The organism is Streptomyces sp. RB17 (assembly GCF_009604455.1).
GTDB lineage: Bacteria > Actinomycetota > Actinomycetes > Streptomycetales > Streptomycetaceae > Streptomyces.
Window position 1 is genome coordinate 1 of record NZ_WEGL01000011.1, and the last position, 17,929, is coordinate 17,929.

The following is a 17,929-nucleotide window of genomic DNA, read 5'->3' on the forward strand; positions in this document are numbered from 1 at the left end:
CCAGGCCCTCGGCCACCAAGTCGCGCTCAGCCCAGCATCAGCCTGACCCTCCCGTCTCACGCCATCCGGTCCGCAAGCGGCCCGGATGCTGCCGCCTGCCCTCCCGCACATCGATTTTCCGATCAGCCGCGATGGACGACCTGACGGAGATGCTGAAGGGCACGCTCGAAGGCTGCGTGCTCGAAATCATCGGCAGCGAGGAGACCTACGGGTACGCCATCACGCGCCGGCTGAACGAACTCGGCTTCGCCGATGTCATCGAGGGGACGGTGTACACCATCCTGCTGCGACTGGAGAGGAAAGGACTCGTCCAGGTCACGAAACGACCATCCGAGGTGGGCCCGCCGCGCAAGTTCTACGCACTCAACGACGCCGGACGCGAGGAACTCGCGGCGTTCTGGGCGAAATGGCAGTACGTCTCATCACGCATCGACAGGCTCAAGGAGGGCGGGAGATGAACTTCTGGGAGACCATCACAGGCAGCGATCTCACCAGGGAATGGAAGGCGTTCGAAGCCCGGGCCGAGGTTCTGCCGGACGACTACCGGGCGGCGTGGGAACAGATCAAGGGCCATCTCTTCCCCTACGCGGGCTTCACCGGCCGCAACCTGATGCCGATCCTCGACGCCGCCCTGGGGCTGCTCGAAGAAACAGCGGCGGACGGGCAGAGCATCCACGAGGTGCTCGGTGACGACATCCCGGGCTTTTGTACGGCGCTGGCCGGCGGAGAGGGGGCCCGGACCTATCGCGACCGGTGGCGCGAGCAGTTGAACAGGAACGTCGCCAGGAAATTGAGCCGGCTGGGAGGCTGACGTGGGCATCCAGGACATCATCGAGGGCAAGAAGCAGTGGCGGGCGCACATGGCTCGGGTCAAGGCGCTCCCGCCGGACAACCAGATCGTCTACAAGGAGATGCAGAGGTACCTGTTCAAGGTCGGACCGATCGACCTGCCTGACGGGCGCCTGCTCCCCGGGATCGTCGAGTTCTTCGAGGAGGGCGTCGCGGCCGGCAAGGGAGTCTTGGAACTCATCGGCAACGACGTCGCCGCCTTCTGCGATGACCTGGTCAAGGACTCGCGCACCTACGCGGATGTCTATCAGGAGTCCATCAGCGGGAATCCCGGCACGGACGAGAAGTAACACCCGTCGTCATTCAGCCAGTAGGCGTAAGCTCGCATGACGCCTGGCGAGCTGAGTAGCTTGCCAGCGCGTCGGCAGACCCGGGCTCTCCCCGACCTGCGCGAGCCCCCAACCACGCATCGTGCCAGGCCCCGTGACCTGCACGAATGACGATGAAACTTCCTCAATGTGCCTCGGGGTGCAACAAGATCAGATAGCGTGCGCGGCTATGGGTGAGCTGATAGTGATCAGGCACGGCCAGACCGAGTGGAGCCTGTCGGGCCAACATGCCGGCCGGACCGACGTGCGGCTGACCGACGCGGGTGAGGCGGCGGCAAGGGCTCTGGCACCGAGGCTGGCGCGCCGCCATCTGGTCGCTGTGTTCAGCAGCCCGCTGAGCCGCGCCATGCGAACAGCCGAGCTGGCCGGCCTGACCAGCGCCAAGCCCGATCCCGACCTGTTGGAATGGGACTACGGCGGCTACGAGGGCCTGACTGCCGAGCAGATCCGCGAGTCGCGGCCGGGCTGGGACCTGTGGCGGGACGGCGTCATTCCCGGCGACGCCGATCATCCCGGCGAGCAGCTCCAGCAGGTGGCCGCGCGCACGGACGCGGTGCTGAACCGCATCCGTCCGCTGCTGAGCGATGGCGATGTCGCCGTCGTCGCACACGGCCACCTCGCCCGCGTGCTCACCGTGCGCTGGCTCGACCTCGACGCGTCCGCGAGCCGACTGCTCGGACACCCGCATCCGGGCACCCTCAGCTTCCTGGCCACCGAGGACGGGCAGCCGTTCATTTCCGCCTGGAACGTCCCGTAGCGCAAGCCCGCTGACTCACAGCTGACTCGAGAGTCGCCGGAAGTAGATGAGCGCCGCGGCGAGGCCAACGAAGGCAAGGAAGTGCTCGGCCTTGCGTGCGTAGCGGCGGTGGAGCCTGCGGCATCCGGCGAGCCAGGAGGTTGGGTCGGCCGCGTGGCGAGGTGCCTGCCGGTGGAGCGGGGCTCACTGCTGTTCACCTGCGCGGACGTGGCCGGTCACCCGGAGCTGGAGCGGCGCGCGGTGCACAAGGCGTTACGGGAGAACGAGTGAGCAGGTAATCGCGGTCGGAGCCCCCGGTCCTTCGGCGGCCCCGTCCTCCTTGGACACCCTCACCGGGCCTCGCCTCGACGGCTCCGGCTTCGACTGGCGTCCAGCGCAGGGCCGGGCGCTGCGGGCCGGCGACCGGGTGGTGCTGGCGACCACGCGGCGGGGGCTGGACATCCTGATGACGGGCGTGCAGCCGCATCCCTCGGGCCGACGGGACTGAGGAGGCACCGGAAGCATCACTCCAGTCCGGATGCCTTGAACACGGCCAGCGCGGTCTCGCGGTCCATGCGGGTCGAGAGTCGGCGCAGCGCGGTCTGTCCGCACAGCAGTAGACCGTCGGCCGCAGCCTTCCGGGCACCCGCCTCGAAGCGGTGCCACAGGTCCGCGTTGTTCACCAGGACGACGGGATCGATCACGACGCGCGCGCCGAAGGCGTCACGCAGCACGAGCCGTTGGGAGACACCGTCCAGGCAGCGCACGGACACCAGCACATCGGTGCGGACCCGGCGCTCGCGCAGCAGCCACCGTGCGGCCAGCCAGTCCTCACCGGCCGAGACACGGGCGGGAAACAGCACGACGAACAGCAGCAGAGCCAGCGCGAGCCACAACAGGCCACGCCAGAACGTGAACCGGCCCGAGCCCCAGTCGACGAGCAGGAGCAGGGTGAGCAGCACGCCCGCGCACCGGGCGGCATCCCTCACGTCCCACGCCCAACGGCGGTCGTACACCGCGCCCGTGGATGATTCTGCGCGAGCGCCGACCGGTGACCTGCGCGCTCTCTCGCGGCGTCCCATACCGGTGACGGTAGAGACCCGACGGGCCGGATCCACGCATTTTGATGGGGCTCTGATGGCACATGCCCGTCAAGGTGCCGTCAAGGTCGGTCGCATGAGCGCGAAGATCCCGCAAGGAACGGCCGAACACCGTCGGAAACGGTCAGAGCCTGAGTGCACCGCGCACATGGCGATCCCGCTGTGCGGCACTTGACGAAGGAGCATGCCCCCATGACCGTCCTGAGCACCGAGCCGGATGCCGTCCCCGCCGGCGAGGAACCGCCTGATGCCGGCGAACGCCAACGGCTGACCGCCGTCACGGGGCTCGCGGCGCTGTCCCTGGACGCGATGGCGTCGGTGGCTTATGGCCCGGAGGCGATCGTGCTGGTGCTGGCCGGCGTGGGCGCGCGCGGCCTCGGCTTCACGCTGCCGGTGACGCTGGTCATCGCCGGCCTGCTGGCGGTGCTGGTGGCGTCGTACCGGCAGGTGATTGCGGCCTTCCCGGACGGCGGGGGCTCCTACGCGGTAGCGAAGGCGCATCTGGGGCCGCGGACCAGCCTGGTGGCGGCGGCCTCGCTGATCCTGGACTACGTCCTCAACGTCGCCGTGGCGGTCACGGCGGGCGTGGCCGCGCTGACGTCCGCGTTCCCCGCGCTGTACGGCGACCGGATGTGGCTGTGCCTGGCGGTGCTCGCGCTGATCACGGGGGTGAACCTGCGGGGGATCGTGGAGTCGGCGAAGGCGTTCATCGTGCCGACGGCCGTCTTCGTGGGCGCTATCTTCGTGCTGATCGGCGTTGGTCTGTTCCGCTCCGAGCCGGTCAGTACGGCGACGGCTGCCGGGCACGCGTCGGTCGTCGCGGACAACGCGACCAGTGTCGGCGCGCTGCTCCTGCTGAAAGCATTCGCCTCCGGGTGCTCCGCCCTGACCGGCGTCGAGGCTATCGCCAACGCCGTACCCTCCTTCCGCGTCCCGCGCGTGCAGCGGGCTCAGCGTGCGGAGGTCGCGCTCGGTGCCGTACTCGGTGTGATGCTGATCGGTCTGGCGGTGCTGATCGGGCGCTTCCACCTCCAGCCGGTGGCGGGCGTCACGGTTCTCGCTCAGCTCGCGGATGCCTCGCTGGGCCACAACTGGGCTTTCTACGTCATCCAGTTCGCGACGATGATCCTTCTGGCGCTGTCGGCGAACACGTCCTTCGGTGGGCTGCCGGTGCTGCTGAAGCTGCTGGCACGCGACAACTATCTGCCGCACGTGTTCGCGTTGAAGGCCGACCGTCAGGTGCACCGGCACGGTGTGCTGGCGCTTGCCGTCGTTTCGGCCGCGCTGCTGGTCTTCTCCGGCGGTGACACCAACACCTTGGTGCCGATGTTCGCGATCGGTGTCTTCGTCGGCTTCACGATCGCCCAGGTGGGGATGGTCCGGCACTGGCGGCTCGAGCGCGGTCGCGGCTGGCGCGGGAAGGTGCTGCTCAACGGCTTCGGTGCGCTGCTCACCGGTGTCTCAGCGGTCGTTGTCAGCGCGAGCAAGTTCGCGGAGGGTGCCTGGTTGATCGTGGTGGCGCTGCCGCTGCTGATCGCCGCCTTCGTCGCCGTCCACCGCGCCTACGACCGCATCGCCGAGCGACTCGGCCTGGGCCGCATCCCCGAGCCGCCGCACCGCGACCGCTCCCTGGTGATCGTGCCGGTGTCCTCGCTGTCCCGGCTCACCTCCGAGGCCCTGACCGCGGCTGCCTCCCTCGGCGACGAGGTCCGTGCCGTCACCGTCGGCTACCCGGACCCGGAGGACCGCACACAGCTGCACGCCCTGGAGCGAGCCTGGACCGAGTGGGACCCGGGCGTGCCCCTGGTGCGGCTGTCCTGCGCGCGGCGCAGTCTGGGCCGCCCGATCGCCGCGTACGTCCGTGAGGTGGCCGCAGCCGAGCCGGCCACGCGAATCACGGTGCTGATCCCGGAGGTCGAGCCGGAGCGGCTGTGGCAGCGGCTGCTGCAGAACCAGCGGGGCGCGCTCGTCGCGCACGCCGTGCGGCGGGAGACGGACGCGGTGATCTGCCGGCTCCGCTTCCGGCTGCTCTGAAGAGAAACACTCTGTTACTGGTCGGTAGGGATCGGCGGCCGTAAGAGTCCCGTCAAAGCCGTGGGCGAGGCCGTAAGAGGGCCGTCAACGAGTGTCCAGATCCGGCCAGGGAGGCGGTTTCCTCTAACAGTCCTGTTCCACCCCCGAACCTCTTCAGGAGTTCGCGATGGCCGATCTGGCCTTCGTCGTCACCGTGCTCGCGGGTTTCGCGCTGGTGGCCCTCGTCGCCAAGGGGGTGACGAAGCTGTGACCGCCGAGAACGTCGTCGGCCTGGTCGTGGCCGTCGCCCTGCTGGGCTATCTCGTCCTCGCCCTGATCTTCCCGGAGAGGTTCTGAGCACAGACATGAGTCCAGACGTCGCAGGCTTCCTCCAGCTGCTCGCCCTCATAGGCGCACTGGCGCTCGCCTACATCCCGCTCGGCACCTACATGGCCAAGGTCTACTCCTCGAAGAAGCACCTGCGGGTGGAGAAGTGGATCTACCGGGCCATCGGTGCCAATCCCGACGCCGAGATGACCTGGCCCGCGTATCTGCGCGGTCTGCTGGCCTTCTCCGCCGTCAGCGTGCTCTTCCTGTACCTGCTGCAGCGGCTGCAGGGCGTGCTGCCCGGCTCGATGGGCTTCTCGTCGGTGAACCCGGCGCAGTCGTTCAACACGGCCGTGTCGTTCGTGACCAACACGAACTGGCAGTCGTACTACGGCGAGCAGACCATGGGTCACGTCGTACAGACCGCCGGTCTCGCCGTGCAGAACTTCGTCTCCGCCGCCGTCGGGATCGCCGTCGCCGTGGCGCTCGTACGCGGTTTCGCGCGCTCGCGTACCGGTGAACTGGGCAACTTCTGGTCGGACTTGGTGCGCGGCACGCTGCGCATCCTGGTGCCGGGCGCCGCAATCGCGGCGATCATCCTCGTGGCATGTGGGGCGATCCAGAACTTCTCCGGCATCCACGAGGTCGGTCAGTTCATGGGCGGCTCGCAGCAGTGGAACGGCGGTGCGGTCGCCTCTCAGGAGGCGATCAAGGAGTTCGGGACGAACGGCGGCGGTTACTTCAACGCCAACTCGGCCCACCCCTTCGAGAACCCGACCCCGTTCACCAACCTCTTCGAGATCTTCCTGATCCTGGTGATCCCTTTCTCGCTGACCCGCACCTTCGGCGTGATGGTCGGCAACGTGAAGCAGGGGTACGCGATCCTCGCCACGATGGTCACCATCTGGCTGGGCTTCACCGTCCTGATGATGTGGACCGAGTTCGCCCACCACGGCGCCGCGCTCCAGGTGGCGGGCGGTGCGATGGAGGGCAAGGAGACGCGCTTCGGCGTCGGTTCGTCGTCGATCTTCGCGACCTCGACCACGCTGACCTCGACCGGTGCGGTGGACTCCTTCCACTCCTCCTTCACCGGGCTCGGCGGCGGGATCGCGATGCTGGGCATGATGCTGGGCGAGATCGCGCCCGGCGGCACCGGCTCCGGTCTCTACGGCATGCTGATCATGGCCGTGATCGCGGTGTTCATCGCCGGTCTGATGGTCGGCCGTACGCCCGAGTACCTGGGCAAGAAGATCGGCGGCCGCGAGATGAAGCTCGCCGCCTGCTACATCCTTGTCACGCCCGCGCTGGTGCTGGTGTTCACGGCGGCTTCCATGGCCCTGCCGACGCCTCCGCACTCGATGCTGAACTCCGGGGCGCACGGCTTCTCCGAGGTGCTGTACGCGTTCACGTCGGCGTCGAACAACAACGGCTCCGCCTTCGCCGGTCTGAACGCGAACACGGACTGGTACAACACCATGACCGGGCTCGCGATGCTGCTGGGCCGCTTCCTGCCGATGGTGTTCGTGCTGGCGCTGGCCGGCTCGCTCGCCGAGCAGACGCCGGTGCCGGTCACGGCCGGCACCCTGCGCACCGAGAAGCCGCTGTTCACCGGCCTGCTGGTCGGCGCGATCCTGATCATCACCGGTCTGACCTACTTCCCGGCCCTCGCGCTGGGCCCGCTCGCGGAAGGGCTGGCGTGATGACCACCCGTATAGAGAAGACAGAGAAGCCAGAGGACTCCATGTCCACAGCCACTCCCACCAGAGCGCCGCACAGCGACGTCCCCACCGGGCACAAGCCTGCCGAGGGCCGTGTCGGAGCAGGCCTGTTCGACCCCAAGGCACTGGTCAAGTCGCTGCCGGACGCGTTCCGCAAGCTGGACCCGCGGGTGATGGTCAAGTCGCCCGTGATGTTCGTGGTGTGGATCGGCTCGGTCCTGACCACGGTGTTCTCCTTCCAGCACGCGAGTGACTGGTTCGGCTGGACGATCAGTGTCTGGCTGTGGCTGACGGTGATCTTCGCCAACCTTGCGGAGGCCGTCGCGGAGGGCCGGGGCAAGGCGCAGGCGGACACCCTGCGCAAGGCCAAGACCGACACAGTGGCCCGCCGGCTCCTGAAGGACGGCTCCGAGGAGCAGGTGCCCGGCACCGCCCTGACGATCGGCGACCTGGTGGTCTGCGAGGCCGGCGACGTCATCCCGGGTGACGGTGACGTCGTTGAGGGTGTCGCCTCGGTCGACGAGTCTGCGATCACGGGTGAGTCCGCTCCGGTGATCCGTGAGTCCGGCGGCGACCGTTGCGCCGTTACGGGCGGTACGAAGGTGCTGTCCGACCGGATCGTCATCAAGATCACGACGAAGCCCGGCGAGACCTTCATCGACCGGATGATCAACCTGGTCGAGGGCGCCGCCCGGCAGAAGACGCCCAACGAGATCGCGCTGAACATCCTGCTGGCCTCGCTGACCATCGTCTTCCTGCTGGCGGTGGCCACGCTTCCGCCGTTCGCCGACTACGCGGGCACGCATCTGACCATGGTCGTGCTGGTGGCTCTGCTGGTCTGTCTGATCCCGACTACGATCGGCGCGCTGCTGTCCGCGATCGGCATCGCGGGCATGGACCGGCTGGTGCAGCGCAATGTGCTGGCCATGTCGGGGCGTGCGGTCGAGGCCGCCGGTGACGTCTCCACGCTGCTGCTGGACAAGACCGGCACCATCACCCTGGGCAACCGGCAGGCCGCCGAGTTCGTGCCGGTCAAGGGCGTCACCGAGGCGGAGGTGGCCGACGCGGCCCAGCTGTCGTCGCTGGCCGACGAGACGCCCGAGGGCCGCTCGATCGTCGTCCTGGCCAAGGAGAAGTACGGGCTGCGCGAGCGGCACCAGGGCGAGCTGGTCGGCGCCGAGTGGATCGAGTTCACCGCCCAGACCCGTATGTCGGGTGTGGATGTCGACGGCCGGAAGATCCGCAAGGGTGCGACCGCATCGGTGATCGCCTGGGTCGGGGAGCAGGGCGGCACGGTCGCCAAGGATGCGGATGCGACAGCCAACCGCATCTCCGAGGCCGGCGGCACTCCGCTGCTGGTCGCCGTGAACGACGAGCAGGGCGCCCGCGTCCTGGGTGTCATCCACCTCAAGGACGTCGTCAAGGAGGGCATGCGGGAGCGGTTCGAGGAGCTGCGTCGCATGGGCATCAAGACGGTCATGATCACGGGTGACAACCCGCTGACCGCGAAGGCGATCGCCGAGGAGGCGGGCGTCGACGACTTCCTCGCGGAGGCGACTCCCGAGGACAAGATGGCCCTCATCAAACGGGAGCAGGGGGGCGGCAAGCTGGTCGCGATGACCGGTGACGGCACGAACGACGCCCCGGCCCTCGCGCAGGCGGACGTCGGCGTGGCGATGAACACCGGTACGTCGGCCGCCAAGGAGGCCGGCAACATGGTCGACCTCGACTCCAACCCGACCAAGCTGATCGAGATCGTGGAGATCGGCAAGCAGTTGCTGATCACCCGGGGTGCGTTGACGACGTTCTCCATCGCCAACGACGTCGCGAAGTACTTCGCGATCATCCCGGCGCTGTTCGCGGCGGTCTACCCGGGCCTGGACAAGCTGAACATCATGCACCTGTCCTCGCCCAACTCGGCGATCCTGTCCGCGGTCGTCTTCAACGCGCTGATCATCATCGCGCTGGTTCCGCTGTCCCTGAAGGGCGTGCGCTACCGGCCGATGAGCGCCGACAAGATGCTGCGCCGCAACCTCGGGATCTACGGCATCGGCGGCCTGATCGCGCCCTTCATCGGCATCAAGATCATCGACCTGCTCATCTCCCTCATTCCCGGAATCGGCTGATCGCCATGAACAACTCCGTAACGAACACCGCCCGGTTGCTCGGGGCGGGCCTGCGCGCCCTGCTCGTGCTGACCCTGGTGACGGGCGTCATCTACCCGCTGGTCGTGACCGGCATCGCCCAGGGGCTGTTCTCCAACAAGGCGAACGGCTCCGAGGCCAAGGCGGACGGCAAGGTCGTCGGCTCGTCCCTGATCGGGCAGTCGTACAACCTGCCGCTGATGAAGGGCCAGCAGACGCCGGACGCGGACCTGAAGTGGTTCCAGGGCCGCCCGGCGAACGGCCTCGGCACCAACAGCGTCAACACGCAGTACAAGCTGATCCTGTCCGGTGCCACCAACCTGTCCGCCGACAGCAAGGTGCTGATCAAGCAGGTGCAGGACGCCAAGGCCGCCGTCGTCAAGGACAACTCCGTTCCCAGCTACACGGTCAAGTCGTCGGAGGTACCCGCGGACGCGGTGACCTCCTCCGGCTCCGGCCTGGACCCGGACATCTCCCCGGCCTACGCCGAACTCCAGGTCCACCGCGTAGCCGCGAAGAACAACCTGCCGCTCGCACAGGTGGAGAGGCTGGTCAAGGACCACACCGAAGGCCGCACCCTGGGCTTCATGGGCGAGCCCCGGGTGAACGTCCTGGAGCTCAACATCGCGCTCAAGGACCTTGTGGCGAAGCACTGATGGGATTACGCGATACACGCGGGAGTTGGCGGCCGGGAGGCATCCTTGGTCCGCCAACTCCTGCGGCCATGACGTCGGTTGTCTCGCGTCCGGCGCCCTTCGGCCCGACGTACGAGAGGAAGGGCACACACCCATGACCCGGGTGCTCGTGGTGGAGGACGACCCGCAGCTCGTACGGGCCCTCGTCATCAACCTGCAGGCACGTCACTACGGCGTGGACGCCGCCCCCGACGGCGCCACGGCGCTCCGGCTCGCCGCGGCCCGTCAGCCCGATGTGGTGCTGCTGGACCTCGGCCTGCCCGACATGGACGGCGTCGACATCATCAAGGGCCTGAGGGGCTGGAGCCGCGTGCCGATCCTGGTCCTGTCCGCCCGCCAGGCGTCCGACGAGAAGGTGGCCGCGCTCGACGCCGGGGCAGACGACTACGTCACCAAGCCGTTCAGCATGGACGAGTTGCTGGCCCGGCTGCGGGCCGCCGTCCGCCGCACGGAGGACACACCGCTGGTCCCCTCGGCGGCGCTGGTCGAGACGGAGCACTTCACCCTGGACCTGCTGGCCAAGAAGGCCGTACGGGACGGGCGGGACGTACGGCTGACCCCGACCGAGTGGCATCTGCTGGAGATACTGGTGACCAATCCCGGTCGGCTGATCACACAGAGGCAGCTGCTCCAGGAGGTCTGGGGCGTCTCGCAGAGCAACAAGTCCAACTACCTGCGGGTCTACATGGCGCAGTTGCGCAGGAAGCTGGAGACGGACCCCTCCCACCCCCGCTATCTGATCACCGAGCCCGGCATGGGCTATCGCTTCGAAGGATGACATGGCACGCGGCAAGCTCCGGATCTACCTCGGCGCGGCACCCGGCGTCGGCAAGACCTACGCGATGCTGTCGGAGGCACACCGACGTATCGAGCGGGGCACCGACTGCGTGGTCGCCTTCGTCGAACACCATCATCGGCCGCGTACCGAGGTGATGCTGCACGGCCTGGAGCAGGTGCCGCGCAGACAGCTGGAGTACCGGGGCGCCACGTTCGGCGAGATGGACGTCGACGCCGTCCTGTGGCGTGCTCCGGCCGTCGCCCTGGTGGACGAACTAGCCCACTCGAACGTCCCCGGCTCGCGCAACGCCAAGCGGTGGCAGGACGTCGAGGAACTGCTCGTCGCGGGGATCGACGTGATCTCCACCGTCAACATCCAGCACCTGGAGTCACTCGGCGACGTGGTCGAGTCGATCACCGGGGTGCGGCAGCGCGAGACCGTCCCCGACGAGGTCGTACGACGGGCCGACCAGATAGAGCTGGTCGACATGTCACCCGAGGCCCTTCGCCGCCGTATGGCGCACGGGAACGTCTACAAACCGGACAAGGTCGACGCGGCCCTGTCCAACTACTTCCGGCCCGGCAACCTGACCGCCCTGCGCGAGCTGGCGCTGCTGTGGGTGGCGGACCGGGTCGACGAGTATCTGAACGAGTACCGCAGCGAGCACCGTGTCTCCAAGATCTGGGGCTCCCGTGAGCGGATCGTGGTCGGGCTGACCGGCGGTCCCGAGGGGCGCACCCTGATCCGGCGCGCCGCGCGCCTGGCGGAGAAGGGCGCGGGTGGCGAGGTGCTGGCCGTCTACATATCCCGCAGCGACGGCCTCACTGCGGCCTCCCCGAAGGAACTGGCCGTACAGCGCACGTTGGTCGAGGACCTCGGTGGCACCTTCCACCACGTGGTCGGCGACGACATAGCGGCCGCCCTGCTCGACTTCGCCCGCGGCGTCAACGCCACCCAGATCGTGCTGGGCGTCTCGCGCCGTCGCAGCTGGCAGTACGTCTTCGGGCCCGGGGTCGGCGCCACGGTGGCCGTGGAGTCCGGTCCGGACCTCGATGTGCACCTCATCACGCACGACGAGGCGGGCAAGGGCCGCGGACTGCCGGTGGCGCGCGGTGCCCGCCTCGGACGGTCCCGGGTCATCTGGGGCTGGGCCGTCGGCGTGCTCGGCCCCGCCGTGCTCACCTGGCTCCTCACCAGTGCCGTGCCGGACGTCGGCCTCGCCAACGACATGCTGCTGTTCCTGACCCTGACGGTGGCAGCGGCTCTGCTGGGCGGCCTCTTCCCCGCGCTGGCCTCCGCGGTGGTCGGCTCCCTGCTGCTCAACTGGTACTTCACCCCGCCCGTCCACACCCTGACGATCGCCGACCCGAAGAACATCGTCGCTATCGCGATCTTCATCGGGGTCGCGGTGTCCGTGGCCTCGGTCGTGGACCTCGCCGCCCGCCGTACCCATCAAGCCGCCCGGCTGCGCGCCGAGTCCGAGATCCTCTCCTTCCTCGCAGGCAACGTCCTGCGCGGTGAGACCACCCTGGAGGCGCTGCTGGAGCGGGTCCGGGAGACCTTCGGCATGGAGTCGGTGGCCTTGCTGGAGCGGACCGGTGAGACGGAACCCTGGACCTGCGCCGGCAGTGTGGGACCGCAGCCGGCCGAGGTTCCGGAGGACGCGGACGTCGACGTACCGGTCGGCGACCACATGGCCCTCTCCCTGCGCGGCCGCGTCCTGCCCGCCGCCGACCGCCGCGTGCTGGCCGCGTTCGCCGCGCAGGCCGCCGTCGTCCTGGACCGCCAGCGGCTGCAGCGCGAAGCCGATCGTGCCAAGGAACTGGCCGAGGGCAACCGCATCCGCACCGCTCTGCTGGCCGCCGTCAGCCACGACCTGCGCACCCCGCTCGCAGGCATCAAGGCCGCGGTGACCTCGCTCAGGTCGGACGACGTCGAGTGGTCCGAACAGGACCGGGCGGAGCTGTTGCAGGCCATCGAGGAGGGCGCCGACCGGCTCGACCACCTGGTCGGCAACCTGCTGGACATGTCCCGCCTGCAGACCGGCACCGTCACCCCCATCATCCGCGAGAGCGACCTCGACGAGGTCGTGCCGATGGCGCTGGGCGGGGTGCCGGAGGACAGCGTGGATCTGGACATCCCCGAGACCCTGCCCATGGTGTGGGTCGACCGGGGTCTGCTGGAGCGGGCCGTCGCCAACGTCGTCGAGAACGCCGTCAAATACAGTCCGCCGGGGGAGCGGGTGCTGGTGTCCGCGAGCGCCCTGGCCGACCGGGTCGAACTGCGGGTCGTCGACCGCGGGCCCGGTGTTCCGGACGAGGCCAAGGACCGCATCTTCGAGCCCTTTCAGCGGTACGGCGACTCGCCGCGCGGGGTCGGCGTCGGCCTCGGACTTGCGGTCGCCCGCGGCTTCGCCGAGGCCGTAGGCGGCACCCTGCACGCCGAGGACACGCCCGGCGGCGGCCTCACCATGGTGCTCGCCGTACCGACGGCCCCGGCACGGCGTCCGGAGCAGCCGGACCTGCCGGCCACCGCTGCCCACTGAGGAGATCAGGCGCCGGGTGGCACAGTCTCGAACTCCCGCTGCAGGCGCCCCGTGTCCAGCGGCAGCCGCAAGGCGTTCCGCCGGTGCACGGCTGCCAGCGCTGCCTGCAGCGGTGACGGCGGCACCGCGAGAACCGGGCACGTGGCGCGGGCGAGACAGTAGCGGCTGACCGACGGCCAGAGCGCACGGCGCAGTCGGCCACGCCCGCCTGCGCCGACCACGAGGATGTCGCGCTCGCGGCCGGCTGTCCGTACCAGAGCCGGTCCGGGGGCGCCTCGTACGACGAGCGCCTGCCCGGGCACCCCGGTGTCCGTGCTGCCGAACACATCACACAGCGCCTTGAGCAACCGCTCCCGCGCCAGCCGGTCCCACTCCTCGACCATGACGGCCGCATCCGGGAACCTCCGGGCGGCAGGATCCCCGCCGGGTGGCTCCCAGGCCAGCACCGGCCAGAGCTCCGCCCCTCGGCGCCGGGCCTCGTCGGCCGCCCGGCTCAAGGCGGTGAGACTGCCCGGCGAACCGCTCACCCCCACCACGAAACGAGCTGCTGACGACGGACGGGACTCGGACATCGCTTTCACCGTTCTGCACGCGCCGGCCCTGGCTTCCGGGCCGGTGATTCTTCTCGGAACCGCTTCCATCTCAACTCTTGCCGAGACTTTCGAACAGTCCGTACGCCAGTTCTTGGCACCCTTCTGACGTCCCATTCCACGCCCTCTCGCCAGGGCGTCAGCGTCCCGTCAAGGTCGTCCCCATCACCATCAGCATCCCGTCAGGGCACGTCCGGAACCTGGGAGCACCGGGCATAGCGTCGAGGGCGTGCCCCGGCCCGCCTCCCCGCGTCCGGGGCACCCAGATCCCACACTCCCTGCCCTTCGGGAGGCACCCCATGGCAGAACTCCGCTACGGCGAAGACCCCGAGCCCTCCGATCCGTCCCCGGCCGGACCCCTGTACGTCCCGGTCCGGCCGGGCCCCTCCGGCTGTGCGGCCCGGCTCTTCCGCACCCCGCTCGGCGACCGCACGGCCGTCGGCTTCACTTCCGCACTCCGCCTGACCACCACCCTCGGCGCCGACCAGGCGTGGATCCGCCTCGCCGAGCCCGCACTGCGGGCGCTGGCGGCCCCGCTCGGTGTCACCACCGTCACGGTGGACCCGCAGCTCACCGCCCCGGCCCCAAGGCCGATGCCCGCGCCGGCACCGGCGTTCGCCGCCTGAAAGGGGAGGCCACGATGACCACGGTTCACGAACCCGCCACTGCAATGGCTGAGTTGGCGGTATGGCCCGCGTCCGCCACCGAGCCCCGCCCGGGCGACCTCGCCGTGGGCGGCGTACCGCTCGCCGCGGTCGCCGACCGCTTCGGCACCCCCGTCTACGTCCTGGACGAGGCCGAGGTCCGCGACCGCTGCCGCACCTACCGGGACGCCTTCCCCGACGCCGAAATCGTGTACGCCGCCAAGGCGTTCCTGTGCCGGGCCATGGCCCACTGGACGGACGAGGAGGGCCTCGGCCTCGACGTCTGCTCCGCCGGTGAACTCGAACTAGCCGTCACCACCGGATTTCCGGCCGAGCGGATCGTGCTGCACGGCAACGCCAAGTCGCCGCGCGACCTGGACACCGCGCTGCGCCTCGGCGTCGGCCGCATCGTCATCGACAGCCCCTCGGAGATCGCGAGGCTGGCCGCCGCCGTCGGGCCGGACGGGCACCAGAAGGTGATGGTGCGTGTGGTGCCCGGAATCAACGCGGGCGGTCACGAGAAGATCCGCACCGGCACGGACGACCAGAAGTTCGGCCTGTCGATCGCGGACGGCTACGCCCAGCACGCCATCACCCGCATCCTCGACCAGCCCCAGCTCGAACTCACCGGCCTGCACTGCCACCTGGGCTCCCAGATCACGAGTGTCAAGCCGTACCTCGTGGCCGTGCGCCGCCTGGTCGGCCTGATGGCCCGCCTGCAGGAGCAGCACGGACTGGTCCTGCCCGAACTCGACCTCGGCGGTGGCCACGGCATCGCCTACCGCCCCGGTGAGGCCGCCCTGGACCTGACGGCGCTGGCCCGCAAGGTCCGCGCGGAACTCGCCGACGCCTGCACGACGGCCGGGCTGCCCGTTCCCCGGCTGATCATCGAGCCGGGACGGGCGATCGTCGGACCGGCCGGGATCGCCGTCTACCGCGTCCTGTCCGTGAAGCACACCGCCGAGCACGTGTTCGTGGCCGTCGACGGCGGAATGAGCGACAACCCGCGCCCGGCCCTGTACGGCGTCCGGTACATGCCGCGCCTGATCGGCCGGCACAGCACGGCGGACTGCGCCCGGCTCACCGTGGTCGGCCGGCACTGCGAGGCGGGCGACGTTCTGGCCGCCGACGCGGAACTCCCCGCCGACGTACGCCCCGGAGACCTGCTTGCCGTCCCCGTGGCCGGCGCCTACCACCTGTCCATGGCCTCCGGCTACAACCTGGTCGGCCGCCCGCCGGTGGTCGCCGTGCGCGACGGAGCCGCCCGCCTCCTCGTACGCCGCGAATCCCTGGAGGAGATCCGCAGCCGTGACGTGGGCCTGTAGCCCCAGACGACTCCCGGGCGGGTCGGTCTTCCCTCACCATGCCGACCGCCCCGCCCGGGCCATGCCTCCGGCTCGGCATGGTGGTCATCCAGCCCTGGAAGGCCGCCGGGCGGGTCGGCCGCTCCCTGCTAGTGACGCTCGTTTGACGCTCCGCGGGCATCCCAATATGACGCTCACTTGACGCGCATTCTGACAAGGCATCACCTGGCTGGTCGCGCAGGTCATGCCAGGTGAGGGGGGACCCCGCAGGCTGGCCTTGCGGGAGCTGAAGGACAAGCAGCCGGGTTCCGGCGCCGCTGATGGTGGCGGCTGTCGCGCTGCCCCGTCCTTCGCCGGGCCGGCCGCTTTTGTGGAGCGGGCGTTCAGTAGGTGGGGCCGTAGGGGCTCCAGTGCCCGAGGAAGGGTTTCAGGTCGTCGGCCCGTGGGTTGGGAATGTCGGGCAGCCGGGGCGGTGTGTTCAGGGGGTCGAGGCGCTCCACGGTGGCTGTTGCCCAGCTGATCCATGCTTCGGCTTCGGTTCTGGTCTGCCCGAGTGGCATGGCCTCGACTCGTGTGCGTACCGCGCTCACGAACTCGGTCAGTCGGGTGGCGTGGCGCCATGCCGCTTCCTGGGTTTCAAGGTGCCTGACGCGGTACGCCTCCGCGTACCGGATGCGGGCTTGTTCCATGGCGGCTTCCCAGCGGATGCGCTTCTGGCGTGCCGCTTCGGCCTCGTCCTGGCGTCTGCGTTCGGCCGCTTCGCCGCGAAGTGTGACCTCTTGGGCGATCTCGGCGAGCTGCTCTTCGAGGGCGTGGCCGGGAGCGTCGGCCCATTCGCTCGACCGGTGTGGCTGGCCGCCGCTGAGGATGATGCGGAGGCGTTCGGACGGGGTGTAGTCGAAGCGGGGGATCCTGACCCAGGAGTGCTTCTTGGCGTCGGCGAGTTCCTTCTCGGTGGCGACGTGCTCGGCCCGGTCCTGTTCCTGGAGGACAAGAAACCCCACTGACTGGCCCTGCGCGGTGATGGTGAAGTGAGGATTCGCCCTGCGGCGGCGATGAGACGGGGGTGCGGAGCCGGTTTGCCCGGCCGAGCAGGTGTGTCCGTCACCCTCAGCGGCGGTGATCAGTGCCTGGATGAGCCGGAGAGCGCGTCCTTGGACGGGCTTGGTCAGGCCGAGCGGCTGGCGTTCGTTCTGCATGGCCCGGACCACGATGTGCGGCCGAGTGAGCCGCGAGGGCGCGGGGACGGGGTCGAGGACGGCAAGGCGCCAGGCGGGGATGTCGACGAGCTTGATCTCGTACCCGTCACGGCACCAGCTTCCGTAGAGCTCCTTCGTCTCCGGAACCCTTCCGGATCTGCGTGCGGCGGCGACGCGGGACGGCCACTTCTCCAAGTCGATACCGCTGCCGCTCTTGACGATCCTGCCGCCGGCCTCCGCGAGCTCCTGTAACAGCTGCTCCGTGAACGTCACACGAGGCTGTGAGGGAGGGCTTGGCTTCCGCCCGGCGGCCGGAGCTGCCTGTGCTCGGGTGACCTGGAGGTGTGGAGCGGCGGCCTGGGTCTTCCGTGTGCGTGACCCGCGGGGAGGGTACGTGCCGTGTGCCAGGTAGTGCCGACCGGCGCTTGTCAGGGCGACGCTCCACTGCCCGCTCTTCCGGGAGACCGCGACCAAACCCCGGTTGTGCAGTGCCTGGCAAGTGGTCTTGTAGGAGCTGGCGTTCCATACGCCTGCAGGGCACCCGGCTCCCACCCACTGCAGCACCGACAGCTGCCGCTCATTGACCCGCCGTTCCAATGGTCCGCCTTCGACTCGAAGTGACGCACGACGGCGGCATGGTGCCAGTTCCGGTGGTAGACGACCGGTGCTTCGAGTCAATTCGCTCGAACGAGCGGGCTGACGTGGCTGGAAGCCGGTTGGGCCGAGAACCGTAGGTGGGTGCCTGTCCTACGGCGGGGTCTGACTCCTGAGATCTCTGACCGAGGTGTCCTGATCACACTGTGTCGACCGCCGGCCAGGGGACAGCGCACTGTTGGTCTCGGGCTGATGGACGTGTCTCGATAGGGGCTTGCCGGAAAGGCGTCATCACGATTCTGACCGTCCGCACGGCCCGCTGCCGGCTACTACGGGACAAGCCGTCGGGGCGGAAAGGGAACGA

General features: G+C 69.2%; 17 protein-coding genes and 1 pseudogene. 14 read left to right on the plus strand and 4 right to left on the minus strand.

Annotated features, from left to right (window positions below; genetic code table 11):
• Positions 1-131: 131 nt before the first annotated feature.
• The 4 genes from SRB17_RS37900 to SRB17_RS37915 all read left to right on the plus strand — a co-directional run bounded on the left by SRB17_RS37900 (position 132) and on the right by SRB17_RS37915 (position 1,935).
• Positions 132-458 (plus strand): PadR family transcriptional regulator, encoded by a 327-nt coding sequence (locus tag SRB17_RS37900; protein WP_153545643.1) that lies wholly within the window; start codon positions 132-134, stop codon positions 456-458.
• Positions 455-811 carry a DUF1048 domain-containing protein gene (locus SRB17_RS37905; RefSeq protein ID WP_153545645.1) on the plus strand — a complete coding sequence of 119 codons (357 nt, stop codon included), beginning with the start codon at positions 455-457 and terminating at the stop codon, positions 809-811. Before SRB17_RS37900 ends, SRB17_RS37905 begins: the two co-directional genes overlap by 4 nt.
• A gap of 1 nt (position 812) precedes the next feature.
• Positions 813-1,139, plus strand: a complete 327-nt coding sequence (locus SRB17_RS37910; protein ID WP_323377097.1) for a DUF1048 domain-containing protein — start codon at positions 813-815, stop codon at positions 1,137-1,139.
• Positions 1,140-1,347: 208 nt separating this feature from the next.
• The gene (locus tag SRB17_RS37915; RefSeq protein WP_153545647.1) at positions 1,348-1,935 is read left to right on the plus strand and encodes a histidine phosphatase family protein; all 588 of its coding nucleotides are present in this window, start codon (positions 1,348-1,350) and stop codon (positions 1,933-1,935) included.
• 15 nt (positions 1,936-1,950) lie between these two features.
• Here SRB17_RS37915 and SRB17_RS48635 read toward each other — a convergent pair.
• Positions 1,951-2,073 (minus strand): annotated as a pseudogene (locus SRB17_RS48635) (IS5/IS1182 family transposase); the annotation flags it as partial.
• A gap of 181 nt (positions 2,074-2,254) precedes the next feature.
• Here SRB17_RS48635 and SRB17_RS37920 point away from each other — a divergent pair.
• The gene (locus tag SRB17_RS37920) at positions 2,255-2,422 is read left to right on the plus strand and encodes a hypothetical protein (RefSeq protein WP_153545649.1); all 168 of its coding nucleotides are present in this window, start codon (positions 2,255-2,257) and stop codon (positions 2,420-2,422) included.
• A gap of 16 nt (positions 2,423-2,438) precedes the next feature.
• On the opposite strand, the gene SRB17_RS37925 is transcribed toward SRB17_RS37920, so the two are convergent.
• Positions 2,439-2,930, minus strand: coding sequence for a hypothetical protein (locus SRB17_RS37925; RefSeq protein WP_323377098.1), 492 nt, complete (start codon positions 2,928-2,930; stop codon positions 2,439-2,441).
• 276 nt (positions 2,931-3,206) lie between these two features.
• Here SRB17_RS37925 and SRB17_RS37930 point away from each other — a divergent pair, with 276 nt between their 5' ends.
• The 7 genes from SRB17_RS37930 to SRB17_RS37960 all read left to right on the plus strand — a co-directional run bounded on the left by SRB17_RS37930 (position 3,207) and on the right by SRB17_RS37960 (position 13,234).
• Positions 3,207-5,048 (plus strand): APC family permease, encoded by a 1,842-nt coding sequence (locus SRB17_RS37930; protein WP_153545651.1) that lies wholly within the window; start codon positions 3,207-3,209, stop codon positions 5,046-5,048.
• 246 nt (positions 5,049-5,294) lie between these two features.
• On the plus strand, positions 5,295-5,384 hold the full coding sequence (gene kdpF, locus SRB17_RS37935) for a K(+)-transporting ATPase subunit F (RefSeq protein WP_009326374.1): 90 nt from the start codon (positions 5,295-5,297) through the stop codon (positions 5,382-5,384).
• An 8-nt stretch (positions 5,385-5,392) separates the two neighbouring features.
• Entirely contained in the window at positions 5,393-7,054 is a 1,662-nt protein-coding gene (gene kdpA / locus SRB17_RS37940; RefSeq protein WP_153545653.1) for a potassium-transporting ATPase subunit KdpA, read from the plus strand.
• A gap of 41 nt (positions 7,055-7,095) precedes the next feature.
• Positions 7,096-9,198 carry a potassium-transporting ATPase subunit KdpB gene (gene kdpB / locus SRB17_RS37945; RefSeq protein WP_153545655.1) on the plus strand — a complete coding sequence of 701 codons (2,103 nt, stop codon included), beginning with the start codon at positions 7,096-7,098 and terminating at the stop codon, positions 9,196-9,198.
• 5 nt (positions 9,199-9,203) lie between these two features.
• Positions 9,204-9,872 carry a potassium-transporting ATPase subunit C gene (locus SRB17_RS37950; protein WP_153545657.1) on the plus strand — a complete coding sequence of 223 codons (669 nt, stop codon included), beginning with the start codon at positions 9,204-9,206 and terminating at the stop codon, positions 9,870-9,872.
• Positions 9,873-10,005: 133 nt separating this feature from the next.
• Positions 10,006-10,689 (plus strand): response regulator, encoded by a 684-nt coding sequence (locus SRB17_RS37955; protein ID WP_153545659.1) that lies wholly within the window; start codon positions 10,006-10,008, stop codon positions 10,687-10,689.
• Position 10,690: 1 nt separating this feature from the next.
• Positions 10,691-13,234 carry a sensor histidine kinase gene (locus SRB17_RS37960; protein ID WP_153545661.1) on the plus strand — a complete coding sequence of 848 codons (2,544 nt, stop codon included), beginning with the start codon at positions 10,691-10,693 and terminating at the stop codon, positions 13,232-13,234.
• Positions 13,235-13,239: 5 nt separating this feature from the next.
• Here the strand turns inward: SRB17_RS37960 and SRB17_RS37965 are convergent, their stop codons facing one another.
• Positions 13,240-13,806, minus strand: coding sequence for a universal stress protein (locus SRB17_RS37965; RefSeq protein ID WP_153545663.1), 567 nt, complete (start codon positions 13,804-13,806; stop codon positions 13,240-13,242).
• A gap of 317 nt (positions 13,807-14,123) precedes the next feature.
• Here SRB17_RS37965 and SRB17_RS37970 point away from each other — a divergent pair, with 317 nt between their 5' ends.
• The gene (locus SRB17_RS37970) at positions 14,124-14,450 is read left to right on the plus strand and encodes an SAV_915 family protein (protein ID WP_153545665.1); all 327 of its coding nucleotides are present in this window, start codon (positions 14,124-14,126) and stop codon (positions 14,448-14,450) included.
• 14 nt (positions 14,451-14,464) lie between these two features.
• Positions 14,465-15,793 carry a diaminopimelate decarboxylase gene (gene lysA, locus SRB17_RS37975; protein ID WP_153545667.1) on the plus strand — a complete coding sequence of 443 codons (1,329 nt, stop codon included), beginning with the start codon at positions 14,465-14,467 and terminating at the stop codon, positions 15,791-15,793.
• A gap of 362 nt (positions 15,794-16,155) precedes the next feature.
• Here lysA and SRB17_RS37980 read toward each other — a convergent pair whose 3' ends face one another.
• Complete coding sequence (locus tag SRB17_RS37980; RefSeq protein ID WP_323377102.1) at positions 16,156-17,244, minus strand: hypothetical protein; 1,089 nt, start codon at positions 17,242-17,244, stop codon at positions 16,156-16,158.
• Positions 17,245-17,929: the final 685 nt, after the last annotated feature.